Below are 15,610 nucleotides of genomic sequence, written 5' to 3' on the forward strand. Positions count from 1 at the left end.
CCTTCCTGCGGTCTGAGCACGGCGCGGCTCCGGTACCGCTCTGGCGCGGCTCGGACGGGCGCGGCAGGCTGGGGGGATGAGCGACGACGCGAAGCAGACCCTCCTCCGCTACCTGCAGGAGGGGCGCGACGCCCTGCTGCAGAAGCTCGACGGGCTCGACGAGTACGACGTGCGGCGGCCGCTGGTTTCGACGGGCACGAACCTGCTCGGCCTGGTGAAGCACGTGGCGGGCACCGAGGCGGGCTACCTCGGCGCCGTGTTCGGGCGGCCGTTCCCGGAGCCGATGCCGTGGATGGAGGACGAGTCGGAGCCGAACTCGGACATGTGGGCGACGGCCGACGAGTCCCTGGCCGACGTCGTCGCGCTGTACCGCCGCGTATGGGCCCACTCCGACGCGACGGTCGCGGCCCTCCCGCTCGACGCTCCCGGGCAGGTCCCCTGGTGGACGAACCGCGACGTGACGCTGCACCGGATCCTCGTCCACATCACCGCGGAGACGCACCGGCACGCGGGCCACGCCGACATCGTCCGCGAGCTGGTCGACGGGCGGGTCGGGCTCCGGACGCCCGGCGACAACCTCCCGCCGGTGCCGGAGGAGTGGTGGCCGGAGTACCGGGAGCGCCTCGAGTCGCTGGCGCGCGCCGTCCGCGACCGGGGCTGACGTGCCGGCGTCCGTCGGCACCGCGGTCACGCCTGCGCGCGCGGCGACTCTGCTCGACGAGCTCGATCCCGCGACGGAGGAGGCGCTCGACGCGGCCCTGGGCGGTCGCGGTCGGGGCCGGGCCGCCCTGCAGCGGCGCCGCGACGGCGCGTCGCCGGAGGAGCGGAGGCAGCGGGCCGCGCTCGAGCGCCGGGCGTTCAGCGCGGAGGCGGACCCCGCGGCGCTCGAGGAGCTGGCACTGCTGCGGGCGCAGCGCCGCGAGCGGGAGGAGGCGCTCGACGCCGCGGTCGCGGGACTGGCCGCGTCCGTCGGGCCCGCAGCGGCCCAGGGCCGGATCGGCCGCGAGACGGCGAGCGACCGGACCGGTGGGGACGAGACCGGCGAGACCACCGGAGGCGACGACGCCGACTCCCGCACCTCCGCCACGCCCCGCCCGCGCCGCCGCCTCGGGGTGATCGCCGCCCTCGTCGCCGTGCTCGGGCTCGCCGCCCTCGGCACGGCCGCCTCCGTCGCGCTGGCCCCTCGCCCGTCGCTGGAGGTCTTCACCGAGCCCTGGGCCGTCCCCGACGACGTCGCCACGCGCCCGCTGTCGACCCTCGCGAGCCTCCGCGTCTTCCACTGGGGGCCGACGCGCTACCTGGGCAGCATCGCCGGAGTCGACTACTTCGCCACCCTCAGCCTCGACTCCTTCTCGGCCGCGGAGCTCGCCGACGAGTCCGTCTGCCTCTACGGGCTCGCGCGTTCCGACGGCGACGTCGTCGTCACGGACTGCGCGGCGACCGCCGACTTCGTCGCGAGCGGCATGACCCTCTCGCCCGACGACTACCAGGGCGACTCCGGTGCCGCCCGCGTCGACGCCCGCTCCACCAGCGGCATCGGCACCAGCACCCGCTCGCCCAGCGCGCCGCTCAGCAGCAGCTCGACCGCCCGGCGGCCCATCTCCTCGTGCGGCAGCGCCACGGTCGTCAGCCCGGGGCGGAGGTAGGCGGCCAGCTCGTCGTCGTCGAACGACACCACGGCGACGTCGCCGGGGATCGAGAGCCCCGCCTCCGCGACCGCCTGGTAGGCCGCCTCACTCCGAGCGGCTTCGGGCACGACGGCGCGGGCGGACAGGTCGCCTTCGCCGACCCGGACGCGGGAGTCGGCTTCGCGTTCCTCACCAACCGGATGGAGGGGGTCGGCGACGTGCGCGCGACCCGCGTCGTCGAGGCGCTCGCGACCGCGCTGCGACTGCCCGTTCCGCGCGGACTCTGACCCCTCCGCCCCACCCCCGTCAAGGGGTGGGGCGCCCGGTCGGCGCCGTCCTAGCGTCGGGGACGGGCCGACCGGAGGGGCGGTCCGGGATCCAGGGGAGGGCGAGATGCAGAAGCTGTACTACGCGAGCGGATTCGTGCTGCTGGGCGACGAGGTGTGCTCGGCGGTCGTCGAGTACGCGCAGGCGCTGGCGAACGTGGGGAAGTCGGACCTGGTCGTGGTGCCGTCGCTCTCGGACGAGGGGCTGCGAGGCGAGACCCGTCTCCTGGTCGGACCGGCCAGCCAGCTCTTCACCAGCCCGGCGCTCGACCGCGGCGTCGACCTCGACGACCCGGAGGCGGTGGAGTCGATGCGCGAGAAGACCCGACGGCTCCAGCCCGCGCGGCCGACCGTGCAGCCGCGCGGCGAGGGCGACGACAGCGAGGACGACGGCGGGACCGACTACCTCTGACGCCTCAGGTGTCGAGCGTGGTGCTGGGGCGCTCGCCGAAGCGGTGGGCGTACGAGGCCGAGAACCGGCCGAGGTGCGCGAAGCCCCAGCGCCGTGCGACCTCGCTGACGCTGACGACTCTGGACTCGCCCGCCCGCAGCTCCTTCTGCACGCCGTCCAGCCGGATCCGCCGCAGGTAGTCGACCGCGGTGAAGCCGAACTCGCGCCGGAACTCGGTCTGCAGCGTCCGCAGGCCGATGCCCGCCGCGTCGGCGATCTGCTCGGTCCGGAGCGGCTCGTGGGCGTGCTCGTACATGTACTCGATAGCCTGGCGGAGGCGCCCCGAGCGGGGTACTCGGAGGTCGCCGGGGGTGTCCAGCGTCGAGTGCGGGAAGGTCTCGAGCAGGGCGACGGCGACCGCGCGGTCGGCCTCGCGGCGCAGCAGCGGCGAGCTGTCGGCGTCGTAGATCACCCGGGCGACCGTCGCGACGGTCGCCGACCAGCGCCGCAGCGCCGCGCCCTCGGGCCGTGAGGTCGTGTCGAAGAGGAGGGGGCCGCGGGTGCCCTCGACCTCCTCCGCGATGCCCTCGAGGTACGCGCCGTCGAAGTGGATGAGGTTCTGGCGGTAGTCGTGGAACTCGAACCGGCTGGGACGGTTGTTGACGAAGATCGCCGGCTGCCCGAATCCGAGGGTCACCGCGTCGCCGTCGAGATCGGTGACGCCCGCGCCGGCGGTCAGCCACGAGACGACGTACTCGCCCTCGGTCTGGATCGAGCCCTGCACGGAGCCGGCGAACTGGCTGCCGCGGAGCGTCACGTCGCCGTCGCCGACGGAGGTGTAGCGGTACGAGAAGTCCTCGCCGGGCTCGACGACGAAGCGGTGCCCGTTGTACGACTGCTCGAAGAGGGCCCGCGCCTGCTCGATGTCACGCCCGCCGATGTCGGAGCGCATGACCTCGTCCTTCTCGTTCATCCCGATCAGGGTCGCACGAGGAGCGCTCCTCGCCGCGTGCCCCGAACGGGGAATTCGTTAAGCGGATAAACCAGTCGCGGGTCCGGCGGCGCGGGTCATGGCCTGGACGGTCGCCGCGTGGAACTGCGTGAGCAGCACCACGGTGTGCCGCGCTCCGGCTTCCACGGCGAGCGAGAAGGTGGCGCCCGCCGGAGTGGCCCGCCAGGAGCGGATGTCGCGGGTGCCGACGCGGGTCGAGTCGCCGGTGCCGGCGCTCCGCAGCACCAGGGAGTCGGGCAGCACGCAGAGCGCGCCCGTCACACCGTCGACAGTGGAGGAGCACTCGAAGCCCGCGTCGTCGTGCACCGCACCGGCGAGCTCGACGAAGTCGGTGACCTCCATCGGCTCGTCGTCGTCGCGCCTGGACACGGCGCGCTCAGGCAGCGTGCGTGAGCCCGGAGGACTCGGGCTGCTGCGCCGGCTCGGTGACGATCCGCAGGCCCCGGCCGCTGTTGGCCTCCTCCATCAGTGCGCGCACCCAGGTGGCGTTGATCGCCGGCATGCGGCTTCCGTGGAACGAGAACTGGAGAGGGATGGTCGGGTGCAGCCAGAGCGTCTGGCGTCCGGTGCCGTGCGCGCTCGAGGCGTCGAGCTGGAAGGCGAACGCCTCGTCGCGACGGAACTTGTTGATCATGACGATCTGGAGGTGCGCGAGCGCGCGGTCGTCGATCTCGTGCGAGGTGGGGGGAGTGCCGTAGAGGAGAGCGCCCATGGTGCGTGCCGCCGTTCTGTGCTGTGTCGCGGGTGCCGACCGCGACTGTGAGGTGCCCCGGCGAGTGCCGCCGGGAGGGGGAGTGCGAGATGGTGGGGGGTGTTCGTGGGGAGCAGGACCCGGGGTGTGCTGTGCCGCCGAGTCGAGTGTCCGGAGTGTCGAGCCGGGGGTGCCGGGCTCCGGGATGTCGAGTCCGGATGCCGTCGCGCCGAGCCGTCGATCCCCGCTGACGCCTGCTCTGCAGGCCCGTGGAGTCGGGCGGTCGGGCCGTCCCTCCGGCTGTTCTCCGAAAGTACGCCCCTCGTTCGGAGGGCACGTGCCGCTATCCGTAATGCGAAGCAGTGGCCCCGGCCGCCGGGCGGACTCCCAGCCGGGCGACTCCGGGGCTCAGTTGCGGGGTGCCGCCGGTGGGCGGTGCGGCTGCGTCGAGACGGCGCGCTCGTGCGCGAGACGCCGCCTCGGCGGTGGTGTCCCGGCGAGACGGCGGTGTCTCGGCGTGTGCGGGAGGAGGAGGGTGCGCTCCTGCGCGAGTCGTCGCGCCACCGCTCCGGCGGGGGTGCCGAAGCTCAGAAGGCGTAGCGGACGCGGCAGTAGGGGAGGCGCTCGGCGAGGAGGGCGCGGAAGCGGTCGAGGGCGGCGCGCTTGAGGTCGCGTCGGTAGCGGATGTTGACGGCGCCGTTCTCGGAGACCTTCTGCTCCTGGCGTCCCGGCTGCCAGAGCAGCGACTCCGCCTTCGGGTGCCAGCCGAGGTTCACCTCGTGCAGGCCCTCGTTGTGGGTGAGGAGGATCACCTCGGCCGCGAGCTGCGCCTTCGCCCGCGGGTGGAGGGCGGCGTCGAGCTGGTCGAAGAGCTCGGTCCAGTCCTGCTGCCAGGTCTCGGTGAGGATCACCGGCGAGAAGTTGACGTGCACCTCGTAGCCGGCGTCGACGAAGTCGTTGATCGCCGCGATCCGCTCGGCCATCGGCGAGGTGCGGATGTCGGTGACCTTCGCTGTCTCGGCGGGCATCAGCGAGAAGCGGATGCGCGTGCGCCCGAGCGGGTCCCACTCGAGGAGCTCGCGGTTGACGTACTTGGTCGCGAAGGACGCCTTGGCGGTGGGCGACATCCGGAACAGCTCGCAGAGGTCGCGGACGTTCTCGCTCAGCAGCGCGTCGACGGAGCAGTCGCTGTTCTCGCCGATGTCGTAGACCCAGGCCTCCAGGTCGCACTGGTTCGCCTCGGCCTTGGGGCCCTGCTTGGCGATGTGCCGGGCGAGGTGGCGCTGGATCTGCTCGATGTTCGTGAAGAGCGTGATCGGGTTGCTGTAGCCCTTCCTCCGCGGCACGTAGCAGTAGACGCACGCCATGGCGCAGCCGTTGGCGGTGGAGGGGGCGATGAAGTCGGCCGAGCGGCCGTTCGGGCGCGTGACGAGCGACTTCTTCACCCCGAGCACGAGCGCCTCCGTCTTGATGCGCACCCAGCGCGCGACGTTCGCCTCGTCGCCGTGCACCTCCGGGATCAGCCAGTGCGACTCGACGGGAACGATCTCGGCGCCCGGCCATCGCGCCACGACCTCCTGCCCGCGGGGCAGCTCGAGCGCGGCCGGCTCGGCGTAGATCCGCCGGATGTCGAGCAGGCGCCGCTCGCGGACCGGCGCGGACGCGGGGTTCGGAGCGGTGTCGGACATGAGTCCGTTCTACCGGCGACCACCGACATCCGCTGGGGCGGGGCCGTTGCCCGGCGCGCAGGTCCTCCGCCCGCATGCGGGCACCGTTCCGCCGCTCCCTCAGGATGGAGGCATGCCCTCCTCCGCCGACCGCTTCCGCCGCGCCGCCGTCGAGCTCGCGCAGACCTCCGAGCAGCAGGTCGAGTGGGCGCTCGCCGTCGCGGAGGATGCGCGCCTCCTCGCCCTGATCGACGAGCTGCCCGCGCAGCACCGGCAGCCGTCCCTGCTCTTCTCGGTCGCGCGGCTGCTCGGCGTGCCCGACGTCGACGGCGCCGGATTCGCCGCGTGGCTCCGGAGCGAGTGGGCGCGGGTGGCGCCGGTGGCGGCGGAGCGGAGGACGCAGACCAACGAGGCGCTGCGGTGCGCGCCCCTGGTCGCGGCGCTGGAGCGGATCACGGAGCCCGGTGAGCCGGTGGCGCTCGTCGAGATCGGCGCCTCCGCAGGGCTCTGCCTGGCGCCGGAGCGGTACTCCTACGCCGTCACGGCGAGCGACGGCGAGACGCGGCTCGGGTCGGGCGCGCCTCTGCTGCGGTGCGCAGTGAGCGGAGGCGAGGCGCCGGGGCGGCTGCCGGTCGTCGCGTGGCGCCGGGGGCTCGACCTGGCGCCGCTCGACGTCCGCTCGCCCGAGGACGTCGCCTGGTTGGAGGCACTGCTCCCGCCCGACCGCCCGGAGCGGACCGCGCGGCTCCGCTCGGCCGTGGAGACTCTGCAGGACGACCCTCCCACGATCGTCGCGGGCGATGCGGCCGCCGAGCTGCCCGCCCTGCTCGACGCGGTGCCGCCGGGTCTGCGGACGGTCGTCGTCTCGCTCGGGACCCTGGTCTACCTGCCATGGGCCGCGCGCGAGAGCGTCCTGGCGACGGTCGCCGATCGCGGCGCGAGCCTGGTGACGCTCGAGGCGGAGGCGCTGCTCCCGCACCTCGTCGCCGCGCGCGGGGACCGCACGGCTCCCGAGCCGACCCCGTTCCTGCTCGCCGCCGACGGCGTCCCGCTCGCGAGCGCGGCCGCCCACGGCGGCACCCTCTCCTGGCTGGCCTGAGCCGCGCTCCCGCGCCGGGTGCGGGGTGACCGGAGCCCGGGGAGGTGCCCGGTGCCCGGTGCCCGGTGCCCGCTCCGTCCCGATCCTCCGCCCACTGTTCAAGAGTCGTCGCACTCGGCGTCGACTGCGACGACTCCTGGACTCTCGCGGAGGAGCGAGCGTCGAAGCCCGAAGCCCGAAGCCCGAAGCCCAACGCGCAGCGACCAGCGCTCTGAGCTCAGGCGCTCGGCCCGATCGTCCGCCCACTGTTCAAGAGTTGTCGCACTCGGCGTCGAGTGCGACAACTCCTGGACTCTCGCGGAGGGGAGGACGGCCGAGCGCAGGACTCAGAGCTCAGAGCCAGAGCTCAGAGCGTCCAGCGTCCAGCGCCCAGCGCTCCAGCGCCCTACAGTCCGTCGACGACGAGCTGCGTCGCGCGCGGGACGTACGAGGTGTTCGTCGTCGGGTCCCAGCCCACGAGCGCGACCGCGTCGCCGCCGACGCGCGCGGTGATGCCCACGAGCGAGAACGGCTTGCCGCCCACGGCTCCGGACACCTTCCAGCCGAGCGTCTCGTCGGCGCCGGTCAGCGTCTGCTCGGTGCGCTCGACGGTCGTCTCGACCGGCACGCCCTGCATGGCGAAGAGCGTCGAGCCGGAGGCGCAGCGCGTGGTCGCGTCGGTGGCGCTCGCGAGGAGCGAGGCGGCCGCGTCGGCGGTGCCGGTGCTCGACACGACGGCGGTCATGGAGCGGTCGGCGCTGGTGCCGTACGAGAGTCCGGCGGCGGGCTGCGCGGTGTCCCAGCCCAGGCCGAACGGCGAGAGGCAGCTCGCGTCGGTCGCGGTGAGGCCGGGGTAGATCGAGTCGAGCATCTCCTGGATGCTCGCGTACTCGCCGGGCACGAACTGCACGCCGGTCAGCACGGCGGCCACCTGCTCGCCGGTCTTCTGAGCGGTGTCGGCGGCAGGGGCGGCGGCCGTCGCGGTGGCGGACGGGGCGGCCGACGACGAGGGGAGCGTCGGAGTGAACGGGCGGAGGGTCGACCCGCTCGTCGCGGTCCCCGCGCAGCCCGAGAGGGCGAGCAGCAGCGCGCCTCCGATCAGAGTCGTGCGCAGCAGTGCCTTGGACATCATGTCTCCCCCTTCGCCCGCCGGCGCCGCACCGGGGCGCCTGAGGCTAGCAGAGCCCCGCGTCCCGGAGGCGGCCCGGCGCCGCCCGCAGGACGGTGGCGACCCGCTGGTACCCGCAGACCGGAGGCGGTCCGGCAGCGCGTGCGGATCGGAGTCGGCCCGGCCCCGCCCGCACAACGGAGGCCGGAACCGCGAACCCATGCCTCCGAGGCCGTTCCCGCCGCCTCCGCTCCGCACCTCAGATCTCCGTGTGCCCGAGCTCGGCTCCCGCGAGCAGGCGGATCTCCGGCTCGGCGATGCCCTCCAGCTCCAGCACCACGACGCGGTTGCGGCCGGCGCGGGTGACCGGCGAGGGGACGATCAGCGTCCGCTGCGGTCCGCGACGCCAGTAGCGTCCGAGGAGGAAGCCGTTCACCCAGACCAGGCCCTTGCCCCAGTGCAGCGTGTCCACGTACAGGTCGGCCTGCTCGTCGAGGTCGAACGAGCCGGAGGCGAGCTGCGGTCCGGCCGAGAACGCCGGTGCCGCGACGGCCAGGTCGGGGAGGCACTCCAGCGCGAGGGCACGCGCCGCCCAGCCGGTCAGCGGGGCGCCGTCGAGCGTCACGCCTCCGATCAGGCCCTTGTGCTCGCCGATGCGCGTGCCGTAGTTCACCCGGCCCTGGTTCTCGACCAGGATCGCGAGCTCGCCGCGTCCGCTCGGCAGAGTCAGCGCCCGCTCGTGGTGGTCGCGCGCCAGCACGCCCACCGGCACGCCGTCCAGCAGCACCCAGGCGCGGTCGCGCACCTCCTCGCCCACCACGAGGCGGGCCGGAGCGGAGGAGCCGTCGAGCGTCGTCGTGAAGAGCACGAAGCCGTCGTCGTGGCCGAGGTCGTCGAAGCTGGCCATCGCGTCGAGGTGCGCGGCCGGTCCGAACGCCTGGCCGAGGCCGAGCAGCGCCGGGCCGGGGACGAGCGGAGCGGTCAGGGCGGGGGCCGGCGGGCGCACCGCGGGCACCTCCTCCGGCACCGGCGCATAGCGCGCGATGACGTCGCGGAACGCCCAGAACTTCGCGGTCGGGTCGCCGCCCTCGTCGAGCGGGGCGTCGTAGTCGTAGCTCGTCGTGATCGCGGCGTAGCGGCCCTTGTCGTTCGCGCCGCTGGTCAGGCCGAAGTTGGTGCCGCCGTGGAACATGTAGATGTTGACCGAGCCGCCGGCCGCGAGCAGCGTGTCGAGCTCCTGGGCGGAGGCGTCGGCGTCCGTCGTGTGGTGCTGGGTGCCCCAGTCGTCGAACCAGCCGCACCAGAACTCCATGCACATCAGCGGCCCGGTGGGCTGGAACTCGCGCAGCGTCGCGAGGCGCTCCGTGGTCCGCGAGCCGAACGAGCCGGTGAGGTGCAGGCCCGGCAGGCTGCCGTCGGCGAGCATCTGCGGAGTGGGCTGGTCGATGGTGGTCAGCGGCACTGTGATGCCGGAGTCGCGGGTCACCCGCACGAGCTCGGCCAGGTACTCCTTGTCGGAGCCGTACGCGCCGTACTCGTTCTCGATCTGCACGAGGACCACGGGCCCGCCGGCATCGATCTGGCGCGGGGCCACGATCGAGTACACGCGGCGCAGGTAGTCGCTGACCGCGGCGAGGTAGTTCGGCTCCGAGCGGCGCACGCCCACCTCGGGGTCGCGGAAGAGCCAGGCCGGAAGGGCGCCGTTGTCCCACTCCGCGCAGATGTAGGGGCCGGGGCGCACGATCGCGTGCAGGCCCTCGGCGGCGATCAGGTCGAGGAAGCGGCCCAGGTCGAGCCCGGCGTCCTCGCGCCACTCGCCGCGGCGCGGCTCGTGCGCGTTCCAGGCGACGTAGGTCTCGATGGTGTTCAGGCCCATCAGGCGGGCCTTGCGGATCCGGTCGGCCCAGAGGTCCGGGTGGATGCGGAAGTAGTGCAGCGCCCCCGACAGGATGCGGTGCGGGCGGCCGTCGAGCTCGAAGTCGACGGTGCCGATGGCGAAGCGGCTCTCGGGAGCGGTGGTCATCTGGATCCCCCTCAGGATCGGTGCCCGGAGTGTCCGAGCGTGAGAACGACGCGGGGCCGACCGGAGCGATCCGGCCGGCCCCGCGTCGAGCAGTGGTGCTACTCCGAGACGGTGAAGCCCTGCGCGTTGCCGTACTGGACGAGCTTGCTCTGCCAGTCGGCGAGGCCCTGGTCGAGGCTGGTGCCGTTGGCGTACGCCTGGCCGACGGTGTCGCCGAAGACGCTGTTCGCGTAGACCTGGTAGGGCAGGTACGACCAGCCGGAGCGGACGTCCTTCGAGGCCTGGGTCAGCACCTCGTTGATCTTCTGGCCGCCGAAGTACTCCGACTCCTGACCGGTGAAGTCCGAGCTGTCGAGGTCGGCCGTGGTCGACGGGAATCCGCCGCTCTGCAGGAAGACGTCGACCGAGGCCTGGTCGCTGTTCAGCCAGCGCAGGAACGCGGCGGCCAGCGCCGGGTTCTCGCTCTGCTTGGTGACGGACTGGCCGCCACCGCCGTTCTCGGCGCTGACGGCGGTGCCGTCGTAGGTCGGGATCGGCGCGACGGCCCAGTCGCCGGAGGCGTCGGGGACGCTGGACTCCAGCACGCCGGGCATCCAGGCGCCGGTCACCAGCGAGGCGATGGAGCCGTCGGCGAGGCCCTTGTACCACTCGTCGCCCCAGGCGGGGGTGTCCGAGAGCAGCTTCTTCTCGACGAGCTGGTTCCAGACGCCGGTCCACTTGGCGGTGCCCTCGTCGGCGAGGTCGATCTTCACGTCCGTGCCGTCGGTGGTGAACGGCTCGCCGCCCGCCTGCCAGATCATGCTGGTCGCGAAGCCGGCGTCGCCGGTGTCGGCGGTGATGTACTTCGACGGGTCGGCGGTGTGCAGCTTCTCGGCCGCGGCGACGTACTCGTCCCAGGTGGCGGGGACGGCGATGCCGTACTGGTCGAAGACGGTCTTGTTGTAGAACAGCGCCATGGGGCCCGAGTCCTGCGGGAGTCCGACGAGCTTGCCGTCGATGTTGACGCTGCCCCAGGTGGAGGCGGAGTACTTGTCCTCGAGGTCGCCCATGCCGTACTGCGACAGGTCGAGGAGCGAGTCCGACAGCGCGAACTGCGGCATGGCGTAGTACTCGATCTGGACGACGTCGGGGGCGCCCGAGCCGGCCTTGATCGCGTTCTCGAGCTTGGTGTACTCGTCCTTGTTGGTGCCGGCGTTGACGAGCTCGACGTCGACCTTCGGGTAGGCCTTCTCGAACGCGGCGACCTGCGCCTCGGCGCTGGGGGTCCAGCTCCAGTACGTGATCTTGCCACCGGCCTCGAGGGCGGAGTCGAGGTCGGCGGCGGAGCCGGCGCTCGTGGTCGTGCCGCCACCTGAGGTGGACGAGCAGGCCGCGAGGGAGCCGGCGGCCAGGGCCGCGACGGCCGCGACCGTCAGGGTCCGCCTGAGGGCGGAACGGGCGATCTTCATGGTGGTGTTTCCCTTCACTTCTTCGTGCTGCGGGTGCTGTGGACGGGGCAGGACGCTCCGGCCGGGGGATGGGTAGGGGGAGGGCTCAGCCCTTGACGCTGCCGGCGCTCAGACCGGACTGCCAGAAGCGCTGGAGTCCGAGGAAGGCGACGACGATGGGGATGATCGTGAGGAGCGAGCCCGTGATCACGAGGTTGTAGATCGGCTGCGCGCTGACGCCGGTGGCCTGCGCGTTCCACTGGTTGAGGCCGACGGTGAGCGGGTACCAGGTGGGGTCGCTCAGCATGATCAGCGGGAGGAAGTAGTTGTTCCAGGTCGCGACGACCGAGAACAGCAGCACGGTCACGATGCCGGGGGCGAGGAGGCGGATGGAGATGGTGAAGAAGGTGCGGAACTCGCCCGCCCCGTCCATCCGCGCCGCTTCGAGCAGCTCGGTGGGCACCGACTCCACCGCGTAGACCCACACCAGGTACAGGCCGAACGGGCTGATCAGCGAGGGGATGATGATCGCCCACGGGGTGTTGGTCAGGCCGAGCTGGCTGAACATGAGGAACGTCGGGACGGCGAGGGCCGTGCCGGGGACCGCGATCGCTCCGAGCACCACGGCGAAGACCGCCTTGCGGCCCGTGAAGCGGAACTTCGCGAGGCCGTAGCCGGCGAGCGTGGCCAGGAGCGTCGCTCCTCCGGCGCCGACGACGACGTAGAGCAGGGTGTTGCCGAGCCAGCGGAGGAAGATCCCGTCGCGGTAGCTGAGGGTGTCGGCGATGTTCTGGAAGAAGACGAAGTCGCCGTCGAACCAGAGGCCGAAGCTCGAGAGCAGGCCGGCCTGCGTCTTCGTCGCGTTGATGACCAGCCAGGCCAGCGGCACGAGGCTGTAGAGGATGAAGACCGACATCAGCAGGGTGAAGGCGATCGACTTCTTGGGCTGCACCGAGGAGCCGCGGCGGGCGGCCGGGCGCTTCGGGGCGCGGGCGGGCGTCCGGGGAGCGGTCGCGAGGGCCATCAGTTCTCCTTCCGCGCGCCGCGGAGCTGCACGACGTAGGCGATCACCGCGGTGATCACGCCCATGACGATGGCGACCGTGGCCGACGCGTTGTACTGCTGACCGGCGAAGGACAGGTTGTAGGCGTACATGTTCGGGGTGAAGTAGGTGGTGATGATGTTCGGCGCCAGCGTCCGGAGGATGTTCGGCTCGTTGAACAGCTGGAAGCTGCCGATGATCGAGAAGATCGTGGCGATGACGATCGCGCCGCGCAGGGCGGGCAGCTTGATCGAGCGGATGACGCGCATCGGGCCGGCGCCGTCGATCTCGGCCGCCTCGTAGAGCTCGCCGGGGATCGTCTTCAGCGCGGAGTAGAAGATGAGCATGTTGTAGCCCACGAACTCCCACGTGACGATGTTGCCGATCGAGGCGAGGATCCAGTCGCGCGAGAAGGGCTGGACGACGTCGGAGCCGAGCAGGTCGTTGACGTTCGCGGCCAGGCCGAAGTTGTCGCCGTAGATGAAGCCCCACATCAGCACCGCGACGACCGCGGGGACGGCGTAGGGGAGGAAGACCACGATGCGGAAGAAGCCGGTGCCGTGGAGGCGGCCGCTGTCGATCGCGAGGGCCGCGACGAGGGCCAGCACGAGCATCACGGGGACCTGCACGACGAGGAACAGCAGGACGCGGCCGAAGCCCTCCCAGAAGTTCGGGTCGGTGAAGATCGCGGCGTAGTTCGCGAAGCCGACGAAGGAGTTACCGCCCACCAGCTGCTCGCGGAAGAGGCTGAGGTAGATGGAGTAGACGACCGGGGCGATGAAGACCAGGAGGAAGACGACGAGGAAGGGGGCGACGAACGCCAGGCCCTTCCACTCGCTCTTCGCCCGCGACTTCGGGGCCGCGAGGGGGGACGCCGGAGGGGCGACCTCGCTCAGCGGGACGGGGGGAGACGTCGTCGTCATGGGATTCCGTTCGGGGAGTAGTGCGGGCCCGTCATGTTCACGTCAACATGGCAGAGCGTCACCGTAGCATGTCCACGTCGCCACCCGCGACTGTTCCTGCGTCACGGTTCGGCGCACGATGCACCACGGCTGACGGGCGGCGCGCTATAAAGGGAAGCCCATGTCACTCGAGACCGACCGCCCGTCCCCGTCCACCCGGCCGCGACGCGGCGTCTCGATGGCCGACGTGGCCCGGCGCGCGAACGTCTCGGGCCAGACGGTCTCGCGGGTGTCGAACGGCAAGCAGAACGTCGACGGCGAGACGCGCGAGCGGGTCCTCGAGGCGATGCGGGCCCTCGGCTACCGGCCCAACAGCGCGGCGCGGGCCCTGCGGACGGGCCGCTTCCACAGCATCGGCGTGATCATGTTCACGCTGTCCTCGTTCGGCAACATGCGCACCCTCGACGCCATCGCGATCGCGGCCGCCGACGCGGGCTACTCGATCACCCTCATCCCCGTCTCCCACCCCACCCAGGGCGAGGTGTCGGTCGCGTTCCACCGGCTGAGCGAGGAAGCGGTCGACGGCGTCATCATCATCGTCGAGGCGCACCTGCTCGACGAGGCCGACATCGTCCTCCCGCCGGAACTGCCCGTGGTGGTCGTCGACTCCGCCGGCGGCGAGAAGTACCCGGTGGTCGACACCGACCAGATGTCGGGCGCCCGCCAGGCCGTCGAGCACTTGCTCGGACTCGGCCACCGCACCGTGCACCACATCGCCGGTCCCGACCGCTCCTACTCCGCCGAGCGCCGCCACGAGGCGTGGGAGTCGACCCTGATCGAGCGCGGCGCCCCGGTGCCGGAGGTGCTGGTCGGCGACTGGTCCACCGACTCCGGCTACCGCCTCGGCAAGCGGCTCGCCGCCGATCCGGAGGTCACCGCGATCTTCGCCGCCAACGACCAGATGGCGCTCGGCGTGCTGCGCGCCCTGCACGAGGCCGGACGCGCCGTGCCCGGCGAGGTGAGCGTCGCGGGCTTCGACGACATGCAGGAGTCGGCGAGCTTCTGGCCGCCTCTCACGACGGTGCGCCAGTTCTTCGGGGACACGGGCCGCCGCTCGGTCGACATCCTCCTGCGCGAGCTCGAGTCGGGCGAGCGCACCGGCGTCTCGCTCGTGCCGACCCGCCTCATCGTCCGCGAGAGCACCGGCCCGGCCCCCGCCGCCTCCTGACGCTTCCGCGGAGCCCGCCCCGCCGAGCCCTCCCGCCCTTCACGCTGATCGAGGAGCCGGCCCCGCCGGCGTACCGAGATCCCCTGCACCGGACCCCCTCTGCCGCACCCACGCCCCTCCCCGTGCCCGCTCGACCGCGGAGCTCGCGATACTGTGAGCCCTCTCACCCCGGACCTCCAAGGAGACGCACATGTCGGTCGGCCTGCTCGCGGTTGTCGATGACATCCTCACCGCCGCCCTGAAGGCGAGCGCCAAGACGGCGGGCGTCGTGATCGACGACGCGGCCGTCACTCCGCAGTACGTGCAGGGCCTCACGCCCGCGCGGGAGCTGCCGGTGGTCGGGCGGATCGCGCTGGGGAGCCTGTTCAACAAGTTCGTCATCATCATCCCGCTGGCGCTGCTGCTCTCGGCGTTCGCGCCGCAGGTGCTGCCGTACCTGCTCATCCTCGGCGGCGCGTTCCTCTGCTTCGAGGGGGCGGAGAAGGTGCTCGAGTGGTTCGGCGTCTCGCACGGCGGCCACGAGACGGAGGCGCGCGACGAGAAGAAGCTCGTCTTCGGCGCCATCCGCACCGACCTCATCCTGAGCACCGAGATCATGCTGATCGCGCTCGACGGCCTCGACCCCGACTTCGGGATCTGGCCCACGCTCGGCGCGCTCCTGGTCGTCGGGCTCGGGATGACCGTGCTCGTCTACGGCGCCGTCGCGCTGCTCGTGAAGATCGACGACGTGGGCCTGCGCCTGATGAAGAACGCGGCCCGCGGCGTGCGGCGCACCGGGGCGAGGATCGTCGCGTCGATGCCGGTCGTGTTCCGCGCGATCAGCATCATCGGGACGCTCGCCATGCTCTGGGTCGGCGGGCACCTCGTCGTCGCGAACCTCGCCGAGACGGTGTGGCACGGTCCGTACGACCTCGTGCACGTCGTCACCCACGCGGTCGAGGGCGCGGGCCCGGTCGTCATCTGGCTGGCCGACACCTTCGTCTCGATGATCTTCGGCCTCGTGCTGGGTCTGGTCATCGCCGCCGTCGTGATGGGCGTCTCGCGCCTGCGCACCCGCGACGAGGCGGCCGCGGGGCACTGAGCGGCG

The 15,610-nt window shown here is 72.3% G+C and carries 16 protein-coding genes; 7 read left to right on the forward strand and 9 right to left on the reverse strand.

Translation table 11 applies throughout. The features are described from left to right. Positions 1-76: 76 nt before the first annotated feature. From C5B93_RS09620 to C5B93_RS09630, 4 genes are all read left to right on the forward strand, one after another. The gene (locus C5B93_RS09620) at positions 77-661 is read left to right on the forward strand and encodes a DinB family protein (RefSeq protein ID WP_104292350.1); all 585 of its coding nucleotides are present in this window, start codon (positions 77-79) and stop codon (positions 659-661) included. A gap of 1 nt (position 662) precedes the next feature. Next, complete coding sequence (locus C5B93_RS17885; RefSeq protein WP_374953140.1) at positions 663-1,646, forward strand: hypothetical protein; 984 nt, start codon at positions 663-665, stop codon at positions 1,644-1,646. Next, positions 1,607-1,915: a serine hydrolase gene (locus C5B93_RS17890; protein ID WP_146078844.1), complete on the forward strand. Its 309-nt coding sequence runs from the start codon at positions 1,607-1,609 to the stop codon at positions 1,913-1,915. Before C5B93_RS17885 ends, C5B93_RS17890 begins: the two co-directional genes overlap by 40 nt. 106 nt (positions 1,916-2,021) lie before the next feature. Then, the gene (locus tag C5B93_RS09630) at positions 2,022-2,366 is read left to right on the forward strand and encodes a hypothetical protein (protein ID WP_104223414.1); all 345 of its coding nucleotides are present in this window, start codon (positions 2,022-2,024) and stop codon (positions 2,364-2,366) included. Positions 2,367-2,370: 4 nt separating this feature from the next. Here C5B93_RS09630 and C5B93_RS09635 read toward each other — a convergent pair whose 3' ends face one another. From C5B93_RS09635 to C5B93_RS09650, 4 genes are all read right to left on the reverse strand, one after another. After that, entirely contained in the window at positions 2,371-3,318 is a 948-nt protein-coding gene (locus C5B93_RS09635; RefSeq protein WP_104292352.1) for an AraC family transcriptional regulator, read from the reverse strand. 57 nt (positions 3,319-3,375) lie between these two features. Next, positions 3,376-3,726, reverse strand: a complete 351-nt coding sequence (locus tag C5B93_RS09640) for a hypothetical protein (RefSeq protein WP_104258085.1) — start codon at positions 3,724-3,726, stop codon at positions 3,376-3,378. Between the two features lie 7 nt (positions 3,727-3,733). Continuing rightward, positions 3,734-4,069 (reverse strand): ATP-dependent DNA ligase, encoded by a 336-nt coding sequence (locus C5B93_RS09645; protein WP_104223411.1) that lies wholly within the window; start codon positions 4,067-4,069, stop codon positions 3,734-3,736. Between the two features lie 566 nt (positions 4,070-4,635). Further along, positions 4,636-5,736: a spore photoproduct lyase family protein gene (locus C5B93_RS09650; RefSeq protein ID WP_104292353.1), complete on the reverse strand. Its 1,101-nt coding sequence runs from the start codon at positions 5,734-5,736 to the stop codon at positions 4,636-4,638. A 112-nt stretch (positions 5,737-5,848) separates the two neighbouring features. Between C5B93_RS09650 and C5B93_RS09655 the strand changes: the two genes are divergently transcribed. Then, a complete protein-coding gene (locus C5B93_RS09655) occupies positions 5,849-6,814 on the forward strand; it encodes a DUF2332 family protein (protein ID WP_104234092.1) in 966 nt (321 codons plus the stop codon). 385 nt (positions 6,815-7,199) lie between these two features. On the opposite strand, the gene C5B93_RS09660 is transcribed toward C5B93_RS09655, so the two are convergent. The 5 genes from C5B93_RS09660 to C5B93_RS09680 form a co-directional block, all read right to left on the reverse strand. After that, positions 7,200-7,925, reverse strand: a complete 726-nt coding sequence (locus C5B93_RS09660; RefSeq protein WP_104349472.1) for a hypothetical protein — start codon at positions 7,923-7,925, stop codon at positions 7,200-7,202. Between the two features lie 235 nt (positions 7,926-8,160). Continuing rightward, on the reverse strand, positions 8,161-9,924 hold the full coding sequence (locus C5B93_RS09665) for a beta-galactosidase family protein (protein WP_104292356.1): 1,764 nt from the start codon (positions 9,922-9,924) through the stop codon (positions 8,161-8,163). 98 nt (positions 9,925-10,022) lie between these two features. Then, positions 10,023-11,372, reverse strand: a complete 1,350-nt coding sequence (locus C5B93_RS09670; RefSeq protein ID WP_104223423.1) for a sugar ABC transporter substrate-binding protein — start codon at positions 11,370-11,372, stop codon at positions 10,023-10,025. Positions 11,373-11,457: 85 nt separating this feature from the next. Then, positions 11,458-12,267 (reverse strand): carbohydrate ABC transporter permease, encoded by an 810-nt coding sequence (locus C5B93_RS09675; RefSeq protein WP_258062773.1) that lies wholly within the window; start codon positions 12,265-12,267, stop codon positions 11,458-11,460. Between the two features lie 107 nt (positions 12,268-12,374). Then, positions 12,375-13,316, reverse strand: a complete 942-nt coding sequence (locus tag C5B93_RS09680) for a carbohydrate ABC transporter permease (RefSeq protein WP_104223405.1) — start codon at positions 13,314-13,316, stop codon at positions 12,375-12,377. Between the two features lie 160 nt (positions 13,317-13,476). Here C5B93_RS09680 and C5B93_RS09685 point away from each other — a divergent pair, with 160 nt between their 5' ends. Then, positions 13,477-14,523 (forward strand): LacI family DNA-binding transcriptional regulator, encoded by a 1,047-nt coding sequence (locus tag C5B93_RS09685; protein ID WP_146078473.1) that lies wholly within the window; start codon positions 13,477-13,479, stop codon positions 14,521-14,523. Positions 14,524-14,713: 190 nt separating this feature from the next. After that, positions 14,714-15,604, forward strand: coding sequence for a DUF808 domain-containing protein (locus tag C5B93_RS09690; RefSeq protein WP_104292357.1), 891 nt, complete (start codon positions 14,714-14,716; stop codon positions 15,602-15,604). Positions 15,605-15,610 lie beyond the last annotated feature (6 nt).

The organism is Rathayibacter sp. AY1A2 (genome assembly GCF_002930935.1).
GTDB lineage: Bacteria > Actinomycetota > Actinomycetes > Actinomycetales > Microbacteriaceae > Rathayibacter.